The sequence below is a fragment of the Phocaeicola salanitronis DSM 18170 genome, assembly GCF_000190575.1.
GTDB lineage: Bacteria > Bacteroidota > Bacteroidia > Bacteroidales > Bacteroidaceae > Phocaeicola > Phocaeicola salanitronis.
Genome location: NC_015164.1, coordinates 1,165,486 through 1,186,238, shown reverse-complemented (window position 1 = coordinate 1,186,238; position 20,753 = coordinate 1,165,486). Strand labels below are relative to the sequence as shown.

General features: G+C 44.8%; 21 protein-coding genes, 1 tRNA gene and 1 pseudogene. 11 read left to right on the top strand and 12 right to left on the bottom strand.

From position 1 onward, the window contains the following. Positions 1 to 73 precede the first annotated feature (73 nt). Positions 74 to 442 (bottom strand): IS66 family insertion sequence element accessory protein TnpB, encoded by a 369-nt coding sequence (gene tnpB / locus BACSA_RS05245; RefSeq protein ID WP_013617076.1) that lies wholly within the window; start codon positions 440 to 442, stop codon positions 74 to 76. Then, positions 426 to 779 carry an IS66 family insertion sequence element accessory protein TnpA gene (gene tnpA / locus BACSA_RS05240; RefSeq protein WP_013617075.1) on the bottom strand — a complete coding sequence of 118 codons (354 nt, stop codon included), beginning with the start codon at positions 777 to 779 and terminating at the stop codon, positions 426 to 428. The genes tnpB and tnpA overlap by 17 nt, the downstream gene beginning before the upstream one ends. A 68-nt stretch (positions 780 to 847) precedes the next feature. Between tnpA and BACSA_RS05235 the strand changes: the two are divergent. Next, positions 848 to 1,246, top strand: a pseudogene (locus tag BACSA_RS05235) (DDE transposase); the annotation flags it as partial. Between the two features lie 256 nt (positions 1,247 to 1,502). On the opposite strand, the gene BACSA_RS05230 reads toward BACSA_RS05235, so the two are convergent. Together BACSA_RS05230 and BACSA_RS05225 are read right to left on the bottom strand one after the other, a co-directional pair. Continuing rightward, positions 1,503 to 3,770: a UvrD-helicase domain-containing protein gene (locus BACSA_RS05230; protein ID WP_013617074.1), complete on the bottom strand. Its 2,268-nt coding sequence runs from the start codon at positions 3,768 to 3,770 to the stop codon at positions 1,503 to 1,505. After that, a complete protein-coding gene (locus tag BACSA_RS05225; RefSeq protein WP_013617073.1) occupies positions 3,767 to 4,612 on the bottom strand; it encodes a hypothetical protein in 846 nt (281 codons plus the stop codon). Before BACSA_RS05225 ends, BACSA_RS05230 begins: the two co-directional genes overlap by 4 nt. Before the next feature lie 341 nt (positions 4,613 to 4,953). On the opposite strand from BACSA_RS05225, the gene BACSA_RS05220 reads away from it, so the two are divergent. Together BACSA_RS05220 and BACSA_RS05215 are read left to right on the top strand one after the other, a co-directional pair. Next, entirely contained in the window at positions 4,954 to 5,859 is a 906-nt protein-coding gene (locus tag BACSA_RS05220) for an IS982 family transposase (protein ID WP_013617072.1), read from the top strand. Positions 5,860 to 6,067: 208 nt separating this feature from the next. Further along, complete coding sequence (locus BACSA_RS05215; RefSeq protein WP_013617071.1) at positions 6,068 to 6,973, top strand: IS982 family transposase; 906 nt, start codon at positions 6,068 to 6,070, stop codon at positions 6,971 to 6,973. Positions 6,974 to 7,020: 47 nt separating this feature from the next. Here the strand turns inward: BACSA_RS05215 and BACSA_RS05210 are convergent, their stop codons facing one another. Continuing rightward, entirely contained in the window at positions 7,021 to 7,854 is an 834-nt protein-coding gene (locus BACSA_RS05210) for a phosphoribosyltransferase (protein WP_013617070.1), read from the bottom strand. 260 nt (positions 7,855 to 8,114) lie between these two features. On the opposite strand from BACSA_RS05210, the gene BACSA_RS05205 reads away from it, so the two are divergent. Both BACSA_RS05205 and BACSA_RS05200 read left to right on the top strand, forming a co-directional pair. Then, positions 8,115 to 8,420 (top strand): helix-turn-helix domain-containing protein, encoded by a 306-nt coding sequence (locus tag BACSA_RS05205; RefSeq protein WP_013617069.1) that lies wholly within the window; start codon positions 8,115 to 8,117, stop codon positions 8,418 to 8,420. Next, entirely contained in the window at positions 8,417 to 8,710 is a 294-nt protein-coding gene (locus BACSA_RS05200) for a helix-turn-helix domain-containing protein (RefSeq protein WP_013617068.1), read from the top strand. The genes BACSA_RS05205 and BACSA_RS05200 overlap by 4 nt, the downstream gene beginning before the upstream one ends. Positions 8,711 to 8,812: 102 nt before the next feature. On the opposite strand, the gene BACSA_RS05195 is transcribed toward BACSA_RS05200, so the two are convergent. Both BACSA_RS05195 and BACSA_RS05190 read right to left on the bottom strand, forming a co-directional pair. Beyond that, positions 8,813 to 10,048, bottom strand: coding sequence for a site-specific integrase (locus BACSA_RS05195; protein WP_013617067.1), 1,236 nt, complete (start codon positions 10,046 to 10,048; stop codon positions 8,813 to 8,815). Positions 10,049 to 10,290: 242 nt separating this feature from the next. Continuing rightward, positions 10,291 to 10,364, bottom strand: a tRNA-Asp gene (locus BACSA_RS05190). Between the two features lie 160 nt (positions 10,365 to 10,524). Between BACSA_RS05190 and BACSA_RS05185 the strand changes: the two genes are divergently transcribed. Then, positions 10,525 to 11,115 carry a YqgE/AlgH family protein gene (locus tag BACSA_RS05185; RefSeq protein WP_013617066.1) on the top strand — a complete coding sequence of 197 codons (591 nt, stop codon included), beginning with the start codon at positions 10,525 to 10,527 and terminating at the stop codon, positions 11,113 to 11,115. Here the strand turns inward: BACSA_RS05185 and BACSA_RS05180 are convergent. The 5 genes from BACSA_RS05180 to BACSA_RS05160 all read right to left on the bottom strand — a co-directional run bounded on the left by BACSA_RS05180 (position 11,084) and on the right by BACSA_RS05160 (position 15,200). Beyond that, entirely contained in the window at positions 11,084 to 11,641 is a 558-nt protein-coding gene (locus BACSA_RS05180; protein ID WP_013617065.1) for a GNAT family N-acetyltransferase, read from the bottom strand. The two genes, BACSA_RS05185 and BACSA_RS05180, sit on opposite strands and share 32 nt — an antisense overlap. Then, on the bottom strand, positions 11,638 to 12,099 hold the full coding sequence (locus tag BACSA_RS05175) for a hypothetical protein (protein WP_013617064.1): 462 nt from the start codon (positions 12,097 to 12,099) through the stop codon (positions 11,638 to 11,640). The genes BACSA_RS05180 and BACSA_RS05175 overlap by 4 nt, the downstream gene beginning before the upstream one ends. A 34-nt stretch (positions 12,100 to 12,133) precedes the next feature. Then, the gene (gene recR, locus BACSA_RS05170; protein ID WP_013617063.1) at positions 12,134 to 12,754 is read right to left on the bottom strand and encodes a recombination mediator RecR; all 621 of its coding nucleotides are present in this window, start codon (positions 12,752 to 12,754) and stop codon (positions 12,134 to 12,136) included. A gap of 230 nt (positions 12,755 to 12,984) precedes the next feature. Next, on the bottom strand, positions 12,985 to 13,695 hold the full coding sequence (locus tag BACSA_RS05165) for a response regulator transcription factor (RefSeq protein WP_013617062.1): 711 nt from the start codon (positions 13,693 to 13,695) through the stop codon (positions 12,985 to 12,987). A 2-nt stretch (positions 13,696 to 13,697) separates the two neighbouring features. Further along, a complete protein-coding gene (locus BACSA_RS05160; RefSeq protein WP_013617061.1) occupies positions 13,698 to 15,200 on the bottom strand; it encodes a sensor histidine kinase in 1,503 nt (500 codons plus the stop codon). Positions 15,201 to 15,744: 544 nt separating this feature from the next. Between BACSA_RS05160 and BACSA_RS05150 the strand changes: the two genes are divergently transcribed. The 5 genes from BACSA_RS05150 to BACSA_RS05130 all read left to right on the top strand — a co-directional run bounded on the left by BACSA_RS05150 (position 15,745) and on the right by BACSA_RS05130 (position 20,709). Then, positions 15,745 to 17,826 carry a TonB-dependent receptor gene (locus BACSA_RS05150; RefSeq protein WP_013617060.1) on the top strand — a complete coding sequence of 694 codons (2,082 nt, stop codon included), beginning with the start codon at positions 15,745 to 15,747 and terminating at the stop codon, positions 17,824 to 17,826. Positions 17,827 to 17,922: 96 nt separating this feature from the next. Beyond that, the gene (locus BACSA_RS05145; RefSeq protein WP_013617059.1) at positions 17,923 to 18,612 is read left to right on the top strand and encodes a hypothetical protein; all 690 of its coding nucleotides are present in this window, start codon (positions 17,923 to 17,925) and stop codon (positions 18,610 to 18,612) included. Between the two features lie 66 nt (positions 18,613 to 18,678). Next, positions 18,679 to 18,921 (top strand): hypothetical protein, encoded by a 243-nt coding sequence (locus BACSA_RS05140; RefSeq protein ID WP_013617058.1) that lies wholly within the window; start codon positions 18,679 to 18,681, stop codon positions 18,919 to 18,921. Then, the gene (locus BACSA_RS05135) at positions 18,911 to 19,252 is read left to right on the top strand and encodes a type II toxin-antitoxin system RelE/ParE family toxin (RefSeq protein ID WP_013617057.1); all 342 of its coding nucleotides are present in this window, start codon (positions 18,911 to 18,913) and stop codon (positions 19,250 to 19,252) included. The genes BACSA_RS05140 and BACSA_RS05135 overlap by 11 nt, the downstream gene beginning before the upstream one ends. A gap of 2 nt (positions 19,253 to 19,254) precedes the next feature. Then, positions 19,255 to 20,709: a sodium:solute symporter gene (locus tag BACSA_RS05130; protein ID WP_041584236.1), complete on the top strand. Its 1,455-nt coding sequence runs from the start codon at positions 19,255 to 19,257 to the stop codon at positions 20,707 to 20,709. Positions 20,710 to 20,753 lie beyond the last annotated feature (44 nt).

The following is a 20,753-nucleotide window of genomic DNA, read 5'->3' as shown; positions in this document are numbered from 1 at the left end:
GTTTCTATCTCTTTATATGATGTAAAGATACTGATTTTCCGTCAGATACGCAACCGGATACATGAAAAAACTTTCAATAGAAGCCATCCTTTCTACTGGCTTTCAACCTTTTCAGCCTCTCGTTCGGATTGTCACTGATTCCTTCCACCATCATGACCAGGTCGCGCCATTCCATCGGATAAGACCTGCTCCGGCTGTCATAGGCCGGAAGACGGAACGTGCCCTCTTCCAGACGTTTCACATACAATACCATGCCGCCGTCTTCTGCATGGAGGAGCTTCATGGTGGTCCTGCTTCTGTTTATGAAGATGAAGACATCGCCCAGACGGACGTCATGTCCCATCCGGTCGTGAACCACTCCGCAAAGGGAATTGATCCCCTTGCGCATGTCCGTCTTTCCGGGACACAGGAAATAGCGCATGGTATCATTCAGACAGAACATGGCCGCATAATTTGTGTATCAATCCAAATGTCAGTTCAGGGTTTCCATGGCTGTCAAGGTGGATCCTGATTCCGGAAGGAAGCTCTATTGTTACGTCGCCACCCGCGCCTGACGGGAGATTGCCCCTGCGACGCAAATCCAATGGAATGAACGTATCATCGGGAAGCTTGTCCGGATGGCTGGTGTAAGTACGGCTCAGGCCGAATTTCTTCTTCCAATAATGGAAACAGGAGGATGAATAGGCCTCATTCTCACAGAAATCTTTTATGGTCAGGCCACTGGCCTGTTGTCTTTCATAAACAGACAGGAACTCTTCTTTACTCATTATTCGTTTCATGGTCTTTTTATTGGCAAAGTAACGGAAGAGTGGATGGCTTTACAATGTGTACTTTATCGGATGCTTACGCAGATGTCTATCTGTCATACTGTAAGAAAAGAAAAAGAAAGGCGTCAAGGACAAGGATGCTCAAGCGTCGTATGATCAGGCTCCTTGAAAAACTCCTCATACAGATGGATGAAATTCATAGAGAGTACGGAGCTGCACTACGATATACGCAGGATTACCGGAAGCGTCTTTCCATCATCAGAAAGGTTCTTGTACAGGAAAAGGACATGTTTGAAGGTCGTAAGGTCAGTGACCGTATTGTCAGCATTGACCGTCATTATGTACGTCCCATCGTCAGAAGCAAGGAAACCAAATCCGTTGAGTTCGGTGCAAAGGTTAACAACATACAGATAGACGGTATATCGTTCATCGAACACATCTCGTTCAAAGCTTTCAATGAAGATATACGTCTGAAGGACGTAAGCATTCGGCCAACTACAGGTATTAAACCTTTATATACAACAATAGCGACTGTCACTATGAACCTAATAGTAACGAGGATGTAAATTAAACTGTGTCAGCAACATTAATATTTTATTCTTTGCTGACACAGTCTTTTACATTCTAGTGAAATAGGCACATCAGTTTTAACGCGTTCTCATTATTATCAAAAAGAAACTTTGATATAGTTAAATATTTTTGTAACATATTTCAAGGATTATCATAGATAAACATTTATTCTTGATAATCGAGTACTCTATAATAAATAGAGCTTTCCAATATAGGACTTACCCCTCTGCTTTGTACTCCCAATATACATATGGCGTATTTTGCTCTTGTTACAGCTACATACATCCTATTGTGCCATGCATAATTCATAAAATGATAAGCTCCGTCATTAGAATCTTTACTAGGTGGTACTCGTCCTTTATCAACGCCAGCAATTACCAATGCATCAAATTCTAATCCTCCAACATAATCAATACCACTCAGTATATATTTGTTGCCATCTATAGCTTGCTTTATGGTTTTTGAATCGCTACGACTCTGTAAGACTTCAAATGGTTTATGACATCTTTTTGCATAGGATTCCATTTCTTTCAATAAAATATCAGTTGTTGCAATAATTAATATATTGGATTTTAAACAATTCATCTCTTTGCTATAGTTATCTGCCCAATCAAACGCATTTTTAATAATAGTATCATCATCTTTATGCATGATGTAAACTGGCTTTTTGCATTTCCTATCATCTTCTTTGGTAAAATTAAAGAAAGAATAATCTAATGGATTCTCAAAATTAGTAAATAATGTAGCACCTGATGAAAGTATATTAAATGCCAAATTAACAATATCAGGAGAACTCCTAAATACAGTTTTAAATTTATGCTCTTCAGTTTTATTTAAAGATATATTGAATAAATTTTCTAATGATTTATTCGTAATTCCCCAATCTCCTATAGCTTGAGACTTATCTATTGCAAAAATAATATTATTTTGTTCTTCCGGTTTGTTTATATAATGAAAAATAGATAATTCGTTAATATTAAACAAGTGTGTTTCATCAATAAAACAAGCGTCATATCCTTCTCTACTTCTCCTTCTACTCCAAATAGGAGTATTTATTTGTCCTAATGCAGAAAGTGTAATGTCATCGCTATCATACTGTCCCACCATTTCCAATGAATGCTGATAATTATTAAAGATTACAAACATAAAACTTTTATCAGCATCATTTTTTATTGGAATTGAGTATTGGGGACGATTTAACATCTTATATTTATCAAAATTTCCTCCTGCACGTCCTTTTATCATTACCGCTATTTCTTGTTGTAGCATTTCTAATAAATTCTCTTTAGGAGTATTATTAAAAAAAGACGAAAATTCATTGGAACAAATTAGGCTATATGCATTCCAATGATTTTTCATAACAAAATCATAAGATTGCTCAATATATAATATTTGAATAGCTTTAGAATAGCTTGCATCTTTGTCAAGATATTCATTTTCAGCTATACTATTAGTACCCAAATGGTTCGCACTCCATTCTTGTAATGTTGTTATAAATATAGAGACAATAGGGCGTGAACCATTCTTTTCTTGATAGTTTTCAAATTCCGACCAATTATTCTGGAAGATATCTATAATTCTTTCTTTAGTTGCTAAAGAATGAGTTATAAATATAATATGATATTCTTCTAATTTATCAATCTTACTTTTTAATATATATATACATTTTAATATCATTGACAATGTCTTTCCTGTACCAGCTGCACCCTCCAATCTTTCAGGACCTTTAATTAATGATGTTACAAATTGTTTTTGATTTTCTGTTAAATAATACTGCCAGTTCTCGTATCCTATTTTAGAATCAATTGATATATTTAAAGTATTTAAATCTGTTACAAGTAAAGCTGTTTGTCTCTTTTCTTTGGTTCCATTTACTAAGTCTTCATTATATCTTATATTTACCAACTCTTCAATAGCCTTATTTAAATTAGTAAAAGAAACTTTTGCTTTATCGTTATTTCCAAAGAAAAATACAGTAAGAATATTTCGGTCCTTCCTATCTTGTTTCGAGGAATTTCTATCTATTAAAACTTTATCTACATCTTTAGTTGCAGTAAAAGGAAAAGGATAAACAATGGTAGTAGATCCTGGGAGAAGCTTTTCGCAAGTTGTTGTTGGCAATTTTTCAAAATATCTGACAGCGTATTTTATCGTCTTTTGAAAGATTGTAATAATACGTTCGTTTTCATTTTTTAAGAATCCTTCAAAGGTTGATAAATCAAAAATTATTCCACGTTTCTTATTCAGCTTTTCTGTGTAGAAAAAGCAGCCATTCTTAACTAGCTTAAATGCAATTTTATTATGTTGCCATTTTTCCTCTTTTCCTCGCAGAATATTACACAGCATAATGCTTTCGCTGTATTCTGCACTTTGAAAAAAGCGATCAGAAGCAAATTCTGTTATTGCATCATATGTTATATATATATAATTCATGACAATAATATTTTTAAAGATTGGTTTACTATATTATCTGCAACATTTTCAATATTGTTTATATCTTCAACTCCTATTCTACAAAAATTATAGGAAAACGCCTGTAAAATATGTTCTATAAATGGAGATTTGATCTGTTCAATAATACAATATAAATTACTACAATCACCTGATGTAGCCAAATCATTATATATAATATCTTCTTGGCTAATATCTTCTTCAAGAAATCCAGATGCGAACTTAAGCGCAATTTTTAATCTTAACCTCCGAATGTCTCTTAATAAAATTACTTTATAAGGAAGAGATTCAGTTGGATTATCCCAGCTTTCAATGAAATAAAAAGCATGATTATTTCCTTTGACAAGATCTTTTATGAGATTTTTCAAATTTCCTTGTTGTTGCTTTTGAGTTAATGACTGTTTAAAATCATTATCTGTTTGCTTTAGATATATACTAAAATCTGTTTCAAAAGACTTAAGAACAGCCTTCTTTTTTATTAATGTCCTTGCAACAGTTAATATATCTTCGGAAGGAAGGTTCTTATTTAAAAAGCAATCGCCACTTCCGGCATCTTTTAATATAGTGTTCAATTTCTTCTCCAGGGCATTCGCCCATTGCTTTTTTAGTATATTATATGCTTCATTTCTTATCCAATCTTCTATATTGATAATTGGTAAATAATGAACTGTTGAAACTTTTCCTTGGTGCGCTAAATCACAACGAGGAGTAATTATACACCCCCATACAGCACTATGTGGATAATCTTCTGCTATACAATTATTAATAATAGATCCTTGGTCTATGTTACTATGATATATTTTATTACTAAAAATCTTTCTCATGATTAATTATCAATACTCTAATATTAATTTTTGAGTAACATCAATTCTTCAAGCATCAGGATATTTAAAACAAATAGTTTCTTTAAACCTAAAGCGCATTTATTATTCTTCATTTTGTTTCAAATAAACTTAGTCAAATCTTCCTATTAATACATAAAAATCAACAGGACTATGAAGACTTTATTTACACACAATATGTTTTCTAATGCAAAGATAAGCATTTATCTAAAATAACATGAGTTCGATATAAGAAATAAAATTATTTCTTTGAAAATTAGGAACATAGTGATAAGAGTATTAAATTTATAGTGACTAATTATAACATTTAAACGATTACCACTATGTTCTTAGAGGATAAAGTTACGGAAATTTATTGTATGGCGGATGACTTTTGCAAAGAATTTGCCAAAGTACAGGAAAAATACATGGTTAAAGACAGGAATCATAAGCATCGGAACAAGTTAAACCGAATGAACGATATGGAAATCATAGTCATTCTGATTCTGTTCCATTCGGGAGGTTTCAGATGTTTCAAGCATTATTACAAAGAATATGTCTGCAAGCATCTGGCGTACCTCTTTCCCAGACGTGTGTCTTATAACCGTTTTGTGGAACTGGAGAAGGAAGTCCTGTTGCAGCTGACCGTTTTCATCAAGGAGGTATTGCTGGGAACTTGCACAGGTATCAGTTTTGTTGACTCTACTCCTTTACGTGTATGTCGCAACCAAAGAATCTTGATTCATAAGACCTTTGAAGGGCTTGCCGAACATGGAAAATGTTCCATGGGTTGGTTTTTCGGATTCAAGTTGCATCTGATAATCAATGGCAAGGGTGAGATTCTCAATTTCATGTTCACTCCGGGCAATGTGGATGACCGTGAGCCATTGAAACAGGGTAAGTTTCTAGAGAACATCAAAGGAAAATTATGTGCGGACAAGGAATATATCGAACAAGCCTTATTCGAGAATCTCTTCCTTAATGGTATACAGCTGATAACTAAAGTGAAGAACAACATGAAGAATTCCCTAATGAGCGTAGCGGACAAAATTCTGTTGAGAAAACGGGCTTTGATAGAAACAGTCAATGATGAGTTGAAGAACATCGCACAGATAGAACCCTCCAGACACCGTTCCTTCAATAATTTCATTGCTAATTCGCTCTCCGCCATAGCTGCATACTGCTTCTTTGAAAAGAAACCCGCCATTGACCTGGATTTTGTCAAGGACGGGCAGCTTACAATGTTTTGAATTATGTGGAACTCATGTTAAATTATTGCCATACAAAGTTTGAACTCTGACATAAATTTTTCATCACTTCAATGATACCTGTGCAATTCTTTAGGCCGTAGATTCAATTATTTAACGTGAGTTCGATATAAGGAATAAAATTATTCATTTGAAAATTAGGAACATAGCGATAAAAGTATTAAATTATAACATTTAAACGATTACCACTATGTTCTCAGAGGCTAAATTTACGGAAATTTATTGCATGGCGGATGATTTTTGCAAAGAATTTGCCAAAGTGCAGGAAAAATACATGGTTGAAGACAAGAATCATAAGCACCGGAACAAGCCGAACCGAATGAGCGATACGGAAATCATGGTCATCCTCATTCTGTTCCACTCGGGAGGTTTCCGATGTTTCAAGCATTATTACAAGGAATATGTCTGCAAGCACTTGAGTCACCTCTTCCCCAGACGTGTGTCCTACAACCGTTTTGTGGAACTGGAGAAGGAAGTCCTGTTACAGCTGACTGTTTTCATCAAGGAAGTCTTGCTGGGTACTTATACCGGTATCAGTTTTGTTGATTCCACCCCGTTGCGTGTATGTCTTAATCAACGCATATTGATTCACAAGACTTTTGAGGGACTTGCAGAACGTGGGAAATGCTCCATGGAATGGTTCTTTGGCTTCAAACTGCATTTGATTATCAACGACAAAGGGGAAATCCTTAACTTTATGTTCACGCCCGGAAATGTGGATGACCGTGAGCCGTTGAAACAAACCAGGTCCCTAAAAAATATAAAGGGAAAGCTCTGTGCGGACAAAGGGTACATCGGTCAGGCACTGTTCGAGAATCTTTTCACGAGCGGCATACAGCTGATAACCAAAGTGAAGAACAATATGAAAAATTCCCTGATGAGCGTAGCGGACAAAATCCTGCTGAGAAAGCGAGCTTTGATAGAAACGGTCAATGATGAGTTGAAGAATATCGCACAGATTGAACACTCCAGACACCGTTCCTTCAATAACTTCATTGCCAATTCACTATCTGCCATAGCGGCATACTGTTTCTTTGAAATGAAACCCGCCATTGACCTGTGTTTTGTCAAGGACGGGCAACTTACTATGTTTTGAATTATATCGAACTCACGTTATTTACCCTCAGTTGGCAAAATAATCCGTTATGCCTTTATCCACTGAGGCAAAACATGTCTTTTCCATACCGTCCAGCGAACCTTCGTCCATGACGGGACCTGAAATGTACGGGCAAGAAATACCGCTCCGATCACTTCCGCGCCAATTCGTTCCAAATTCCGGGCAAATCCGGTCAGGCTGCTTCCCGTAGTGAGAAGGTCATCTACAATTACCACCTTTTTTCCTTGCAATGCCAGCGACATGGAGTAGTTCGACGTATCAACGCTCGACCGTTGGGCGGCAGTGTGCTTGCTTTCCCGGTTCCTAATGATTCCTATCAGATGAAGTCCGGACATAGCATAGCCATGCCGTTCCAAATAGCGGGCTATTTTTGCGAAACGTCTGTAATACCGTTCAGAGGTACTGCAGGGCATGAATACCGCTGTCACATTCTCATTGACAGAAAGAATTTCAAATGCTTGTGAGAAATAGTCTTCACATGGTTCTTCCCCGTCCTTAAAGGCATACACATCCTGTACAAAATCTGCCTGATCATCCCTCAGCCAGCTTTCATAGCGTTGGGGAAAATAATAGCCGGCACACATGCAACGTATTTTCCCGAAACGGAAAGCCCGCATCGGCCGTACGATGTCAAACCGTTCCGGGCACGTCAGCGCATACAACAAACCGGCATGTCTGCTCCCGGCCATCACGGCTTGTCCGGCTAACTCTTCCCTGTCTTCTTTCTTGTAGCAGGCCACCGCATGCTGGAGGAATGCCTTTGCCGCCTTTCGCCGCCAGTATCTGGCATAAGCCCATAGCCCAACAATGCATAAGACTACGCCTCCGTTTATCAATAGGGTCAGGATAAAATCATTCATGCCTTTGGGTAAGATTAGATATTACGACGGACTAAAATAGAGATTATTTGATAAACTCCCCGCTTGGGATAGATGTTTTTAGTGAATATTTAGATTCACGCAGGCGAGCATACGCTTAAAAGGGAGCATTGTAGCCGCTTGAAAAATTTCAATTGAGTGAATTTGTTATGACATTTGATGCCATTGGCAGCCAGTTGCCGACATGCATTTTGGCAATACGGTTACAAATGCTATATTTGTCTGACCTAAAAATGAGATGTATGGAATTTGTATGTATAGAGGCTAAAACATTTGAAGATATGCGCATGGCTTTGGAATTGCTCAAGAAGAAAGTGGAAATGTTGTCTCAAAGACATTTGCCCAAGCGACTGAACAAATGGCTGGACAATCAGGAAGTATGCGCCATATTGCATATCTCGCCACGAACCTTGCAATCTTTGCGTAGCAACGGTACTTTGTCTTACACCCAGATTGACCGCAGGACCTATTATCAGGAGCACGATATTATGAGATTATTAGGAATGACAGGCTGTAGACGTAAATCGAGAAAGGAGTCCGAAGGATGAGTAAAGTTATAATGCGTGACGATCCGCAGGCTATTGCGTTTTTCCAGGACATGAAGCATTTATCTGCTTTACTCGACATGCTGGAAACCAATATGCGACCGATATTGAATGGAGAAAGTTTTCTGACTGACACCGAACTGGCACAGCATTTGAAATTGACAAAACGCACGTTACAGGAATATCGTAATACAGGAAAAATCCCGTTTTATCAAATAGGCGGTAAAATTCTGTATCGGGAAGCAGACATAGAGAAACTGCTTGTAGAGAACAGGCGGGAAGCTTTCAGGTAGAGAGATATAAAGCCAGAAAGGATTGTCATTACGAGAAACAATCCTTTCTGGTTTTGTTATAAGACCAGCCGGTTGAGAAGCATTTCAGACTTCATGAAACATTTAGCGGAATATTCCAGCCACTCCCTTCATGTCCTCCATGATACTGTTGTCAAGCACCCGTGCGTAATGCTGGGTCATACGTGTGGACGAATGTCCCAGCATTTTCGACACGTTCTGGATGGCCACGTGGTTGGCGAGCGTCACCGTGGTCGCGAAGGTGTGCCGGCTCACATGGACGGTCAGGCGTTTCTTTATATCGCACAAGGTAGCTATTTCCTTCAAATATTCGTTCATCTTCTGATTCGACGGGATGGGCAGGCAAGGTGCGTCCGGATCCTTTTCATTCCACCCCTTGTATTTCTCCAGAATAGCGATGGCAGGCGGTAGCAACGGCACATTACTCGTACAGGTTTCCTTGTTCGTCGTGATTTTCACCCTCGACTTGTGTATCCACAGCTTTCCGTTGTTGTCCCTGTACAGGTGTATGGGCCGCAGGGTACTCACGTCTATGTACGAGAGCCCGGTATAACAGCAGAACAGGAAGAAGTCCTTCACATGGTTCAGCCGTGCCGTTGAAAACTCCTTCTCCATGATTCGTTGCAATTCGTCCAGTGTGAGGAAAGTCGGGCATGTCTCTTCCTTCTTGAACAGCCGTTTCCGTTTACCCACCAGCGGATCAAAGTTCAGCCAGCCGTTATCCCTGGCTATGCCCAACACCTTGCGGAAGCAGCTCATGTATTTGGTGAGCGTATTCTGCGAGAGTTTTCTCTCTGTCCGCAGGTGCATTTCAAACGTGTCGATGAATTCCCCGTTCAGTTCGTAGAACGTGATGTCCTCCTTTTTATAGAATTCCTTTACTACTGTTTTCAGCGATTCATAGCAGTTGTCATAGCGGGAGATAGTAGACGGCTGGTATTCCTGCCCGATAAGAGAGCGCCAGTCATCAATACACTTTTTCATTGTTTCTACAACCAAATGCCGTTCCTCCTTAGAGAACAGTTTGACCAGCATGTTTCTGGGAGTAATCAGCGCATCCCGGCAGAGCAGTTCCTTATGGATTTGGTACAGCCGTACTTTCAGAGCCTCTATGTAGCTGTTCAGTTCCAAGGACACACGATCCTTTCCCTTGCTGCATCCCTTCAGGTTATTCCACAGATTGATTGGGACAGAGCGTTGGATGCGTATCTCATCCTGTTGTCCGTTGATGGTTATCCGGAGGAACACCGGAGCCTCGCCGTTTTTCTTCAGCCTGCTCTTGCGGATGAAGAACAAAATCTTCATTGAATCCTGTTTCATTTCACCTTGTTTTTAGCGTTACAAAATTAGCAAAATAGGGAACAGGTAAATCCTATGCAAGAATATGAAAATCAGCGAAGTATAATACATTTCAGGTGCTTTTTTCAGTGACCCTAAAAAGGACCCTGAATTTGCCCCTCATAACTTCTTCAAAACGCTATTTTTTGCCGCCCGAAAACCAATAAAAAAGCCCTAATTCCGTTGGGAATCAGAGCTTTTCCTAATTTTGCTTTTTCGAGTTGCGGTGCGTACGGGACTCGAACCCGTGACCCCATGCGTGACAGGCATGTATTCTAACCAACTGAACTAACGCACCATTTTGTTTTTCTTTCGTTGCTATCTCTCTCGATTGCGGGTGCAAAGTTACTACAAAATTTGGAATTGCCAAATATTTGAAGAATATTTTCAGAAAAAGGTGGGAAAGTTTTTATTTTCTAAGAATAAGAGTTATATTTAGGCATTAAAAAGGAAGTTATATGGATATGCGCATTTTCCAAGTACATTCAAATAAGGCGCTTCCACATGCGGGAAGTATTCTTATTGCTTCTCCACTATTGTATGACTATCATTTTGCACGCTCAGTCATTTTAATGGTTACACACAATATTGAAGGAAGTATGGGTATTGTGATGAATAAAAACTTCAGATACCATGTTTCACTGAACCAATTGGTTCCTAGATTAGCTTCGATGCCTGTTATTCCTGTTTTTAAAGGAGGGCCTGTAGATCGGGATACGATTTTCTTTTTGCATGTATTGGGTAATCTGGAAGGAGCATTGAATTTAGGAAATGGGCTTTACCTGAACGGTGACTTTACAGCTCTTCAACAATACATATTAAATGGAAATCCGATTGAAGGATATGTCCGTTTCTTTTCCGGGTATGCCGGGTGGGCATATAAACAATTGGAAAAAGAAATTGATGACGATTCGTGGATGGTAGGGGAGACCGACAAATGCCATCTGCTGGATGAAAATTACCGTGACCTTTGGTTCAACAGCATGAACGATTTGGGAAATCCTTATCGTTTATGGGCTACTTACCCTCAATATCCTTCGTGTAATTGATTTGAAGTTTTTGCGCGATGCAAATGTCTTTATATCCCCTGCTTGTATATATCCAATCTTTTAGTGTAGCGCTGAATGTATATCCTAATTTTTTGAATAAATTCAGGCAGGCGGTATTGTCTGTCCGGATATAAGCATAAAGTTGATGGATGCCGAGCAAATGGAAACAATGTCTTTCCAATAAGCTGAGGGCATTGTATGCGATGTCTTGCCGGCGGTAGCTCTCTTTTATTACAATCCCTATTTCTGCACGTTTATGGCGTGCGTCGAATGAGAAAAGGTCTACAATGCCTGCCACATTTCCTGAAGCGTGTTCAATCATCAGCCTGAGTTGTCCGTCGGCGAAGAGATTGTTCTGGTTTTCGGCAATGTATTTCTTTAATTGATAACGGGAGTAGGGACCCGTGGTACAACTGTTTTCCCATAAGCTTTCATCGTTTTCGAATGAAAGCATTTCATCGATGTCTTCGGGCTCGGGGGCCCGAAGAAGGATTGTTCCGGTATGTAAGGGCTGTGCCAGCTTCATTGTTGTTTGGATATATCTGATAGTTGAAGTTCGTTTAAGAGCCGTTGCTTGCTTGGAATGCAAAATAAGGACGCTATGACGGTCATGCCGGCACATAGCAGTCCGGTTGTGTTCATCGTCCAATAGTATGCGGACAAATCGATGAGTGCAAGCACTAATAGCAAGGCGATACGGATTTCGCTCCAGCGGCGGTAACTTTTCAAGGCCTCCGGAAGAGGCAAAAGCGATACGTAGCGCGTTAATGACTGGTTGAAGAGGCGCAGCGACAGGGGGATGAGGCATATCGTGAGCAGGATGCTGGTTACCTGCATGATGTATTCCATTTGGGCATCGCCTGCAAAAAGCCCTTGAGGCAAGATGTCGCATTCATATAGCGCGGCGAGCAACACAGTCAGCACCCACATCAGGGCATATTCGGCTTTCAATATCCGTATCAGGCGTTTCAGTTCTTTTTCCATAAATCGTAAAATCGTAAATCGTTAAATCGTAAATTCAAATCGTGGTGCCCGTGAACACAATCCGGTTGGCGATGGAGCGTCCCAGCGTGACCTCATCGGTATATTCCAGCTCGTCGCCGATGGAGATGCCCCGGGCGATGATGGTCAGTTTCACGTTGTAGGGTGCCAGTTTGCGGAAGATGTAAAAATTGGTTGTGTCGCCCTCCATGGTCGAGCTGAGCGCCAGGATGACTTCCGACACGGTGCCTGCCTTCACCCGTTCCACCAGGCTTTCTATCTGCAGGTCCGAGGGACCGATGCCGTCCATCGGCGAGATGACTCCGCCCAGCACGTGGTATAGTCCGCGGTATTGCTGGGTGTTTTCGATTGCCATTACGTCGCGGATGTTTTCTACCACGCAGATGGTCGAGGCATCGCGCGAGGGATTGGAGCAAATCTGGCAGACGTCCGTGTCCGAAATGTTGTGGCACACCTTGCAATACTTCACTTCATGTTTCAGCCGGATGAGCGCATTGCCGAACGATTCCACTGCCTGCGTGTCTTGCCGAAGCAGGTAGAGCACCAGCCTCATGGCGGTCTTTCGGCCGATGCCGGGCAGCTTGGCAAATTCGTCTACTGCCTTTTCGAGTAATGCGGACGGATATTGTTGGTTCATCGTTTCTAATTTCCTTATCTGTTTCCGAGGCGCAAATGTACGAAAAATCCGGCTTCTTTAAGCGATGCGGCAAGGAAAACTTTCAAACGCAGCCTGTTGCCTTGCGGCTTTTGTCAGGCTGAAACGATGGTTTTAACCGGTGAAAACTGCAGTTTCAGCCTGTTGAAACTCCTCAAGCGGCTGGAAGTTTCGCGGGTGGCGATTGGTTGTCTGTGTGATTGTGGGCTTTTTCAGTTGATGATGAGTTTGTACCCGATGCCTCGGACATTTACGATGCGGATGCGCTCGTCGCGCGAGAGCTTGTGGCGGAGTTTGGTGATGAATACGTGCAGGCTGCGCTGGTTGAAGAACGTATCGTTGCCCCATAACTCAATCAGGATGTCTTGCATCAGGGTCACTTCGTTCCGGTTTTCGCAGAGGCGGCGCAAGATTTCGCTTTCGCGGTAAGAAAGTTCGGTCTCGTTTCCGAGGTAGGAGAGGCGTTGGGTGATGGCGTTGAAGCGGTACCTGCCTATTTCGAATTCTGTTACGGACGTTTGCTTTTCCGGGGCGGAATAGTTGGAAGCCCGTCCCAAGAGGGCTTTGATGCGCACGATAAGTTCCTGCATCCCGAACGGTTTCTTCAGGTAATCGTTTCCCCCTAATTCGAAACCTTCCACCACATCGCTCGTGGCGGAACGGGCGGTAAGGAAGAGCACGGGTGTCTGCTTGTCCTTGCGCCGGATGCGGCGCACCATTTCAAATCCGTCCATGCGGGGCATCATTACGTCTGCCACTACCACGTCCGGCTTTTGGCCGAAGAACTTTTCGATTCCTTCTTCCCCGTTTTCCGCCAAACGGATAGCGAAGCCTTGCCCTTCCAGCGTGTCCTTGATGATAAGGGCGAGTGTCTCCTCGTCTTCCACCAGCAGTACATCGATTATTGCTTCTCTATTCTTCATCTTTAATTCTTCATTCTTAATTTAATCGTGAATTCGCTTCCCCGTTCCGGCTCGCTTCTTACTTCCACCGTACCTCCGTGCTTCTCGGTCAGGGCTTTTACGTAATACAGTCCCAGCCCGTAGCCCTTCGCGTCGTGCAGGTTTCCGGTCGGTACGCGGTAGAATTTGTCGAATATGTGGCGCAGCTTGTCGTGCGGGATGCCGATGCCTTGGTCGCGGACGGAGAGGACGAACCAGCCGTTGTCTTCGCGGCAGGTTATGTCAATCTGTGCCTCGCCGGGCGAATACTTCACGGCGTTGTCCAGCAGGTTGCTCACGATGTTGCTGAAATGCGTGCGGTCGGCGTATACGGTGAGGTTCTCCGGCTCGATGCGGAGGGTAATGCCGGCGGGCTTGTCCGCTTTCAGCTTATGCTGTTCGATGAGCGGCGCGATGACTTCCTGAGGGGTGAAGGTTTCCGGATGCAGGCGGAAAGTCTTGCGCCGTTCCATTGACATGCCGAGTATCTGTTCCACCAGCCCGCTCAGTCTCCGTAATTGTTCCTGGCAGATGCGCAGGTAGCGTGCGCGTTTCGCCGGGTCTGTTCCGGAGTCGAAGTTGAGCAAGGCATCGCTGGCGGCGTATGCCACGGCGATGGGGGTCTTCAGTTCGTGGGTGATGTTGTTGGTGAAGTCGCTTGTCATTTCTTCCAGCGTCTTTTGGCGCAGGAGGGTGCGGATGAGGAACCCGAACGACAGTCCCAGAATGGCCAGTATCAATGCCGAGGCAGTCAGGATGCCTGCCATTTGGGCGAGCACGAGGCTTTCGGTCGGCTCCAGGATGAGGAGGTAGTTCCAATGCCCGTGCATGTCGTAGCTGTAACTGTAGGTGACGGCTTGCGGGGAAGGGCGGTAGCCGGCGGTGCCTTCTACGGCAAGTGTGTCGGTGAACGTATAGCTCGAATCAACGCTGCTTCCCCGGTGCAGGTACATCAGCCGGTAGGGCGCATCGATGCCGATGCGGTGAAGCTCCCTTCTCAGCAGGCTGTCGAAAACGGCGAAATCAGGCTCGTTCAATAGGTCCATGCCTGCGTGCAGCCCTTGCTGGAAGTTGGAGGCAAGCTCGGCGGTCGAGTTCTTCTTTTCGAAAAGGATGGAAGCCATATTGGCTTGCAGGGCGGCTTGTGGGGTACGGGCGGTATCGGAGGCGTCGCGTTCCCAGATGGAGATGCGGGTGCTGTCGCCCTGCCTGACGCTCCGGATGGTATGCGTCTTCGTAAACGCCCGTTCGTTGTCGTATCCGGTCGAGACGGTCACTTCGGTCTGTACCGACGAGTCGTTCTGCAGCCGCCTGACGCGCACAATCATTTCGTTGTAATCGCTCATGCGCATGGCTTCGCGGATGTTCCTTTCCATTTGGCTGCGTTGGGTGCGGTAAAGGTTGGTCAGCCAATAGGCTTGGTAGGCGAATACGCCCGTTAGCGAGAGGATGACCAGCAGGGCGATGTATTTCAGGGGCAGTTTCATGCGTCAGTCTTTTTTGATTCGTTTTTTCCTTGCGATTTCGTGCCCACGCCGTGGGGAAGCTTTCGCAGGCTTGCGATTTCGTGCCCACGCCGTGGGGAAGCTTTCGCACGCTGCGATTTCGTGCCCACGCCGTGGGGAAGCTTTCGCGCGTTGCGATTTCGTGCCCACGTCGTGGGGAAGCTTTCGCATCTTGCGATTTCGTGCCCACGCCGTGGGGAAGCTTTCGCACGTTGCGATTTGCCGCCCACACTGTGGGGAAGCTTTCGCACGTTGCGATTTGCCGCCCACACTGTGGGGAAGCTTTCGCAGGGACAAAGATACACCTTTTTATATTATGGAACGGATATGGTAAGACTAAATAACACTTCCGGTAACACTCGGTAAGCCGGAGGATAGGGCGGATTCCGTCTCGAATGCCGAACTTTGCCGCATCAGATTATAAGTAGATACGAAAAATGGAATGGAACGCAGAGACGCAGAATCGCAGAGTTTATCTCCTCCGTGTCTTTGCGCCTCTGCGTTCAATATAAAAAACGGAAAAACGATGAGACAACTGATTCTGATTTTATGGCTGGCGGCTTTCGGAGCAAAGCTTCCGGCGCAAGAGCGGGCGGACAGCCTGCTGACGGGAGACGTGCAGGCGGACAGCCTCTTTCAGGCGTTGCCCGAAGTCATGGTGGAGGGCGAGCGTCCCGTAGTGAAGGCATTGCCCGGACGGTTGGAATACGACCTGCCGCGGATGATAGCACAGAAACCGATAGACAATGTATATGATGCCTTGAAGGAACTTCCGGGCGTGGTGGAGATGAACGGCGGGCTGACGTTGGGCGCACGGGGCGTGACCGTCGTGCTGGACGGGAAAGTGACGAATATGAGTGCCGGACAACTTTATTCGTTGCTCAAGTCAATGCCTGCCAGCCGTATCGAGCGGGTGGAAGTGATGTACAATGCTCCGGCGCGTTATCAGGTGAGGGGTGCGTTGATAAACGTCCGCCTGCGCCACCGTATCGGCGACCCCGGCTCGGTGCAGGGTGAGGCGTTCGCCAAGTACGACCAACGGCACGAGGCTTCGTTCGAGGAGCGTGCCTCCTTATTATATAACGGAGGAAAGCTTTCGGCGGATTTCCTTTATTCGCATGCGCACGGCGAGAGCTATCATACCACTGACAAAGAGGCACGCCACTGGCAGGAGGCGGAGGGTGAGGCTTATTCTGTCCGGAACCACGAGAGGGGGCACGGACGGAACCATACGCATACGTTCCGCCTCGGCGCCGGTTACCGGTTCGCCGAAAATCATTCCTTGGACTTTGTTTATAATGGAAGTTACGACACCAGCCATTATAACCAATATACCACAGGCACACAGACGGCGACGACGCTGGGCAATCAGGAAGCGTGGCTGCACAACGGACGGCTGGACTATCAGGCGCCGTTCGGACTGAAGGCTGGCGCGGAGTTTACGTGGTATCATGCGCCGGGCAGCCAACGTCTTGTCAGCGAAATGGACGGAACGAGTATGGACTTTTACACCGAAGACGCGCAACGCATCAATGCCTGGAAGTTCTACGTGTCGCAAGAACATCAGCTGAAGCACGGCTGGGGGCTGAACTATGGAGCGGTGTATTCTACGAGTGTGGACAATTCGTACCAGCGTTATTCGGGGAATGAAGGATTGCCTTCGGACATGGATTCGCGCCGGAGGGAACAGACGCTGAACGTATATGCGGGCTTCAGCAAGTCGTTCGGCGAAGACTTGTCGGTAGACTTTTCGCTGGCAGCCGAGCGTTACCGGACTCCGGTGTGGGACGAATGGAGTTGGTATCCGAATCTGACGGCTACGTATAAACCTTCCGCCAGCCATATCGTGCAGCTTTCTTTCAGCAGCGACAAGCGTTATCCCGGTTACTGGGCGGTGCAGGATGCGGTGTCTTATCTGGGCGGAGGTTATTCGGAAGTGCAGGGCAATCCGTTGCTGAAGCCTTCGAAAGATTACGATGTGAGGTTGGTGTATGTCTTGAAATCGAAGTATATCTTTTCTGCCTGGTTCAGTCATACGGAAGATTATGCCACGCAGACGCTTTACCAGTCGCCCGAACGCTTGGTGGAGATTTACCGTTATCTGAATTTTGATTTCCAGCGTCAGGCGGGCATTCAGGCTTCCCTTCCGTTCAAGATAAAGAAATGGCTCGATTCGCGCCTCACGCTGATAGGCGTATGGATGCGCGAAAAGGATGCTGATTTCTACGACATGCCTTTCGACCGCCGCATCTGCTATGGCATGGCGGTATGGAACAATACGGTTATGCTTTCCACCCGTCCGGACTTGCGTCTGACGCTGAACGGGTTTGTGCGCAGCAAAGCGCATCAGGGCACGTATGATTTGCCAGCCAGCGGGAATGTGGACATCGCGTTGCGTTATGCTTTCGCCGGCAAGAACTGCATCCTGTCGGCTTGGTGTAAAGATATTTTCGAGACCGCGGGCATCGACCCGTATGTCCGCATCGCCCGCCAGTGGGTGACAAACGATTATTCATGCTACCGCTCTGTAGGCTTATCGTTTACGTGGAAATTCGGAGGTTATCAGGAGAAGCGTCGGGAAGCGGTGGATACATCCCGTTTCAAATAACGGGAATTTATTTGGAAGATTGAACATTTCTGCTTATCTTGGCGACCGAAACGAATCTTTTGTTAATGTAAAATGAAATAAACACGTAAAGTTGCCATGAAAAAGTCTGATTTGCTGTTCATCGTGATTGTTGTAGCGATATTCATTCCGTTTGTTGTGTTCGAACCGTTGTATGAAGGCTATAAAGCGTTTAATGCTTCCCACGGTATGGTGATGAGTTTCTTGAAATTCGCAGTTTTGTCTACCTTAGGCGAATTGCTGGGGCTTCGTCTGAGTTCGGGCAAATATTTGAAAGCGGGTTTCGGTATTGTCCCTCGTGCGGTAGTGTGGGGGATATTGGGTATGGGAATCAATTTGGCGATGATTGTATTTGCCAATGGCGTACCGGTGGCATTGGAATACATTGGCTTGAACGGTGCTTCTTCCTTTATGGCAGGTCCGTTTTGTGCGGCAAAGGTACTGGTGGCTTTTTGCATTTCGGTAGCGATGAACAGTATTTTCGCTCCTGTATTCATGACGTTCCATAAGATAACCGATACGCATATATTGGATTGTGGCGGTTCGGTACGGGCTTTGGTAACGCCGATTCCGATGACCCGCATCATTACGCATTTGAACTGGGATGTGCAGTGGAACTTTGTATTTAAGAAGACCATTCCGCTGTTTTGGTTTCCTGCCCATACCATTACTTTCCTGTTGCCGAGCGAAGCGCGTGTCTTGTTCGCCGCCTTGTTGGGTGTGGCTTTGGGAGTCTTATTGGCGGTAGCAGCCCGAAAGAAATCTTAAATTATGCGTAGATTTGGGTGAATTTCGTTATCTTTGCCTTGAGTTAATTAATGAGGAGGAAACAATATGAGAGTATCTGCATCCATGGAAAGTCTTTGGCAATATATCCAGTCGCTTTCGCTCAGCGAACGGAACCGTGTGTGGCTTGCCGATAAGTTGTTGGAAGGCACCCGCAAGGAGGAAGAAGAGACCGAGTACATCAGCAAGGAAGAAATTCTCGCGGGGATTGACGCGGGGCTGAAAGATATGAAGGCAGGGAGATCAAAGACTTTTGAAGAATTTATGAGAGATTGGGACGATGAAGTATAGATTGAAATTCCAACATACGTTTGAAAAAGAAGCCAAACGTTTAGGAAAACGTTATATGTCGATGAAATCCGATATTGCTTCTCTAAGTGAAGAACTTCTTGCCAATCCTCACCTCGGCACAGACCTTGGTGGCGGATTGCGCAAGATTCGGATGGCTATTACTTCGAAAGGGAAAGGCAAGAGCGGCGGCGCACGGGTTATTTCTTTTACCGTAGTGGTGGCGGTGGAGGAGACCGAAATCAACTTGCTTTACATCTACGACAAGGCGGAGCGTTCTTCTATCAGCAAGAAAGAAATCGAAGAACTGCTCCGGTTGAACGGATTGAAATGACAATGAACGGCATATTCATCCTTGTTACCATAGCGGTTTATTTCGGCATCCTTTTGCTGGTGGCGCATATCACGTCGGTTCGCAGCAGCGACAACGATGCTTTTTTCCGGGGCAACCGCCAGTCGCCGTGGTACATTGTGTCGTTCGGTATGATAGGGGCTTCGCTTTCGGGCGTGACGTTTGTTTCGGTGCCCGGCATGGTGCGGGGCATTGATATGACGTATATGCAGACCTGTCTGGGCTTTTTTGTCGGTTATCTGCTGATAGCCCATGTGCTGCTTCCGCTTTATTACCGGCTGAACCTGATTTCCATTTATACTTATTTGAAAGAACGTTTCGGTGTCTGTTCTTATAAGACGGGCGCTTCTTTTTTTCTGGTCTCTAAATTGCTGGGAGCGTCCGCGCGTCTGTACTTGGTCTGTCTGATTTTGCAGCATTATGTGTTCGACGCATACGGTGTCCCTTTTGTGCTGACTGCCATCGGTACGGTAGTCCTTATCTGGCTATACACGCATAAGAGCGGGATACGTACCATTGTCTGGACCGATAGCCTGCAGACCTTCTGCCTGCTGGCGGCTTTACTCCTTATTATATACAAGGTAGTGGCGATGCTCGGTGGCGACTGGTCATCGGTTGCCGGTGCTGTGGCGGATAATGCGCACAGCCGTATCTTTGTGTTCGACGACTGGCATTCGAAGCAAAACTTTTTCAAGCAGTTCTTCAGCGGCATTTTCATTACCATCGTTATGACAGGGCTGGATCAGGATATGATGCAGAAGAACCTTTCGTGCCGCAACCTGAAGGAGGCGCAGAAGAATATGTATTGTTACGGTTTCTCGTTTTTGCCGGTCAATTTCCTGTTTCTGGTGTTGGGGATATTGTTGTTGCTGGCTTCTTCCCGGTTAGGGGTAGACTTGCCAGCCAAGGGGGATGATATTCTTCCGATGTTTGCCGCCGAGGGATATTTAGGTCCGGTGGTGCTGGTGCTCTTTACCATCGGCATAATCGCTGCGGCTTTTTCCAGTGCCGATTCGGCATTGGCGGCATTGACCACCAGTTTCTGTATTGACATTCTGGAGGTAGGACAGTTTTCGGAGGGTAAGGCACAACGCATCCGCCGGTGTGTGCATATAGGTATTTCTGTTGTTTTTATCGGCTGTATGTTGGTGTTTAAGGCGGTAGGCAGTCAGAGTATTATCGATACGATTTATGTACTGGCAGCCTATACGTACGGGCCGCTGTTGGGCATGTTTGCTTTCGGAATGTTTACCCGCAGGTTGCCTCGCGACCGGTTTGTTCCTTATGTGGCGCTGCTCTCTCCGCTGGTGTGTTATGCCACCGACCGCCTATGCTTTTACCTGACAGGATATGCTTTCGGTTATGAAATGTTGATGTTCAACGGGCTGCTGACCTTCTTAGGTTTGTGGTCATTAAGCAGGAAAGTGTTAAAAAGCTGATGCAGAACATAAAAAAAGGTATTTGTTGTTCGGAGAAAAGCTTG

What these genes read in the sequence shown, in the direction of transcription:
- tnpB (WP_013617076.1), bottom strand. Translation starts at nt 442, where the DNA reads ATGTTCTGTCTGAATGATACCATGCGCTATTTCCTGTGTCCCGGAAAG.
- tnpA (WP_013617075.1), bottom strand. Translation starts at nt 779, where the DNA reads ATGAAACGAATAATGAGTAAAGAAGAGTTCCTGTCTGTTTATGAAAGA.
- BACSA_RS05230 (WP_013617074.1), bottom strand. Translation starts at nt 3,770, where the DNA reads ATGAATTATATATATATAACATATGATGCAATAACAGAATTTGCTTCT.
- BACSA_RS05225 (WP_013617073.1), bottom strand. Translation starts at nt 4,612, where the DNA reads ATGAGAAAGATTTTTAGTAATAAAATATATCATAGTAACATAGACCAA.
- BACSA_RS05220 (WP_013617072.1), top strand. Translation starts at nt 4,954, where the DNA reads ATGTTCTTAGAGGATAAAGTTACGGAAATTTATTGTATGGCGGATGAC.
- BACSA_RS05215 (WP_013617071.1), top strand. Translation starts at nt 6,068, where the DNA reads ATGTTCTCAGAGGCTAAATTTACGGAAATTTATTGCATGGCGGATGAT.
- BACSA_RS05210 (WP_013617070.1), bottom strand. Translation starts at nt 7,854, where the DNA reads ATGAATGATTTTATCCTGACCCTATTGATAAACGGAGGCGTAGTCTTA.
- BACSA_RS05205 (WP_013617069.1), top strand. Translation starts at nt 8,115, where the DNA reads ATGGAATTTGTATGTATAGAGGCTAAAACATTTGAAGATATGCGCATG.
- BACSA_RS05200 (WP_013617068.1), top strand. Translation starts at nt 8,417, where the DNA reads ATGAGTAAAGTTATAATGCGTGACGATCCGCAGGCTATTGCGTTTTTC.
- BACSA_RS05195 (WP_013617067.1), bottom strand. Translation starts at nt 10,048, where the DNA reads ATGAAACAGGATTCAATGAAGATTTTGTTCTTCATCCGCAAGAGCAGG.
- BACSA_RS05185 (WP_013617066.1), top strand. Translation starts at nt 10,525, where the DNA reads ATGGATATGCGCATTTTCCAAGTACATTCAAATAAGGCGCTTCCACAT.
- BACSA_RS05180 (WP_013617065.1), bottom strand. Translation starts at nt 11,641, where the DNA reads ATGAAGCTGGCACAGCCCTTACATACCGGAACAATCCTTCTTCGGGCC.
- BACSA_RS05175 (WP_013617064.1), bottom strand. Translation starts at nt 12,099, where the DNA reads ATGGAAAAAGAACTGAAACGCCTGATACGGATATTGAAAGCCGAATAT.
- recR (WP_013617063.1), bottom strand. Translation starts at nt 12,754, where the DNA reads ATGAACCAACAATATCCGTCCGCATTACTCGAAAAGGCAGTAGACGAA.
- BACSA_RS05165 (WP_013617062.1), bottom strand. Translation starts at nt 13,695, where the DNA reads ATGAAGAATAGAGAAGCAATAATCGATGTACTGCTGGTGGAAGACGAG.
- BACSA_RS05160 (WP_013617061.1), bottom strand. Translation starts at nt 15,200, where the DNA reads ATGAAACTGCCCCTGAAATACATCGCCCTGCTGGTCATCCTCTCGCTA.
- BACSA_RS05150 (WP_013617060.1), top strand. Translation starts at nt 15,745, where the DNA reads ATGAGACAACTGATTCTGATTTTATGGCTGGCGGCTTTCGGAGCAAAG.
- BACSA_RS05145 (WP_013617059.1), top strand. Translation starts at nt 17,923, where the DNA reads ATGAAAAAGTCTGATTTGCTGTTCATCGTGATTGTTGTAGCGATATTC.
- BACSA_RS05140 (WP_013617058.1), top strand. Translation starts at nt 18,679, where the DNA reads ATGAGAGTATCTGCATCCATGGAAAGTCTTTGGCAATATATCCAGTCG.
- BACSA_RS05135 (WP_013617057.1), top strand. Translation starts at nt 18,911, where the DNA reads ATGAAGTATAGATTGAAATTCCAACATACGTTTGAAAAAGAAGCCAAA.
- BACSA_RS05130 (WP_041584236.1), top strand. Translation starts at nt 19,255, where the DNA reads ATGAACGGCATATTCATCCTTGTTACCATAGCGGTTTATTTCGGCATC.